This is a genomic window from Porphyromonas crevioricanis (assembly GCF_900167225.1).
Lineage (GTDB): Bacteria > Bacteroidota > Bacteroidia > Bacteroidales > Porphyromonadaceae > Porphyromonas > Porphyromonas crevioricanis.
Genome location: NZ_FUXH01000027.1, coordinates 1 through 2,304 on the forward strand (window position 1 = coordinate 1; position 2,304 = coordinate 2,304).

Annotated in this window: 5 protein-coding genes; all 5 read right to left on the reverse strand. The window is 36.8% G+C overall.

Annotated elements, in window-relative coordinates:
* Nucleotides 1–165 precede the first annotated feature (165 nt).
* Entirely contained in the window at nt 166–633 is a 468-nt protein-coding gene (locus B5D48_RS08960; protein WP_023939007.1) for an Imm30 family immunity protein, read from the reverse strand.
* Between the two features lies 1 nt (nt 634).
* Nucleotides 635–973: a hypothetical protein gene (locus B5D48_RS08965; protein WP_023939009.1), complete on the reverse strand. Its 339-nt coding sequence runs from the start codon at nt 971–973 to the stop codon at nt 635–637.
* Between the two features lie 11 nt (nt 974–984).
* Nucleotides 985–1,347 (reverse strand): hypothetical protein, encoded by a 363-nt coding sequence (locus B5D48_RS08970; protein WP_023939011.1) that lies wholly within the window; start codon nt 1,345–1,347, stop codon nt 985–987.
* 67 nt (nt 1,348–1,414) lie between these two features.
* The gene (locus tag B5D48_RS08975) at nt 1,415–1,762 is read right to left on the reverse strand and encodes an immunity 22 family protein (RefSeq protein WP_023939012.1); all 348 of its coding nucleotides are present in this window, start codon (nt 1,760–1,762) and stop codon (nt 1,415–1,417) included.
* A gap of 2 nt (nt 1,763–1,764) precedes the next feature.
* The coding region (locus tag B5D48_RS09145; protein WP_159445550.1) for a hypothetical protein at nt 1,765–2,304 on the reverse strand (540 nt) is incomplete at its 5' end.

Genomic DNA, 2,304 nt, shown 5'->3' on the forward strand with positions numbered 1-2,304 from the left:
AAATTTACGGCAGAGTTACGGTAGATCCAGGTTCCGGCCTTACCGACCAGAGAACCGAGAGAATTCAAAATCTCTCCATCTTGCTTCAACTGGTCGGCGAAGCCAGCCGATATTTTTAGTGTTGTTTAAATTTTGAATATTAACAATAAGGGATGGAGGGGTAATTTAAAATGTATTAAGTATTTCATCTGCTTTATAACCAAATCTCTCATTGTCTTCCTGCTTGATTCGATTAATAGCACATAGGATGAAATTTCTTATATCATCATTCTTTTGTTTTAATTTATCAGCTAAAGCTTTTCTCCCCCAATCAGTATTTAATATCCTATAGAATATTATATTTTGCCATCCAATTGAATTGTTATCCATTTTAGCCAAAGCATCTACTAGCTTATCAAAATAGTTATCCACACCGAATAACTTGTAATAATTTTCTATTCCATGTACCAGCCCAAACATCACCTCATGGTGCTCTGTGGCATCATTAAATGCCTCACAGAAATAATCAATATTATTCAGATTGGGTTCTTTATATAACTCATTCATGGCTGACTCAAACAACTCTACCTCTTCTTGAGTTCTCATCAATTTATTTTTCACCAATTGGAGTCTTAAATCTTCTATCGATTTCATACTATTTTTGCAAAAAAATAGGATGTTTTTCTTTATTTCTTATAATCACTTCAAGCAATCCTTCTCTAATCTTATCATTGTATAAATCTTGTTCTTTATAAATCTTTATTACATCATTAATATCATGAGCTAATGCTTCTCTCGTAGACAAATTCCAATATGATTGCTGTTCAGCTTTTGTCATATTATTGTTGTATGTAGACGTCTTTCTATGTCGTCCTCCTTTTCCCGGGGAGGGCTGCTCCATATTCATCGCCACACCATCTTTATATTTGATATCCGTATTAATCTCTAGGTATTTTGCAGATGGCATATGATGAGGAGTAATATTATCTCCCATAGTCCCTGCTTTTACAAGCTCATCAAAGCTACAACATTTCCTTCTGTATCTAACAATTTAAAGGAATCTATATCGTCTGCCTGTCTCATCACTGGATTGGTCAGTTTGGGCACCTTTGTTTTATCCAATGCCTTGGCTATATCAGCTGCATCATCCAGCTTATCCAACGCTTTGGCGACATCAACAAAATCATCTGCCTTGTTTGCTATTTTGGCAACATCCACCACCTTATCGGCAGCTTTTACGGCTGTGAGTGCTGCGGCTCCTCCTGCGGTGGCAACCTCCGTTCCCACCTCGAACAGCACCTGCCCGGCAAAGTCTCCCCATCCCTCGGCACTCATATTGGCAGCCTTGTCAGCAAGGGTTTCCAACATGGCCCTGTTCTCCTGTTGTGCTGCCAGAAAGTCCTGCGAGGTCGTCAGTAATTAGAAAGAGGCATGTTTATCGATAGTCAAAAACCCCAATGAGTTTTATTTTTTTTGATAGAATATCCTTTTTTTGCTCGTAATCATACAAAAATATAGCGCAATTAGAATCTGACATATCACACGAAATTTTATGAATAAAATTTTCCGAGTATGAAAAATCAACAAGATCGGAGATAGTTAATGTTTTTTCAACAAATAGCGTTTCCATAAACTGATTATCAATAAAATCAGCATCCAAGTCTTTCATTAAATCAGAGAACATATCTCCTTCTTTGGTGAAATGTTCTTGAATATATTCCTCTAAATATGTCTTTGATGGGAAATTTGCCACAAGGACTGAAACTTTATTTTGTGCTCTCATATTTATATATTTTTACTCGAAAATCCGCTTGGTAATTTTTTACTTCCTCCTTCTAATCGTTTCTCAGACCAACTAATCAATTTTTCTTTAAACTCTACATAGGAATTGGAACTATCGATTAAATCAAGAATCTCATTGTGGGCTCTGGTTGAACCAGGTCCTCCGTGTATTCCTGGAGGATTTTTGAAAATCACATCATCTACTTTTGTCCTTAGTTTTTTTATGTCATCCATACTAACACCCCATTTCTTAAATATATTTGCTCTTGAACACATCAGCCATTCGTGTAATCCTCCTGAATACCGTATACGTGACTCTATTTTGCTCCTCAGGCCTTCATCTTTCCATATTCTTTCAAAATCTTCAAGAGGTAAGTCGTCAAACCATTTACTAAACTCTTTGATTTCTGGAATACTTTCAATATTCTTTACCGGCATTTCCAGCTTGGGCACCATTGCTTTATCCAAAGCTTTGGCTGCATCTGCTGCATCATCCAATTTGTCGGCAGCCTTGGCTATATCTGCAGCATCATCAATCCTATC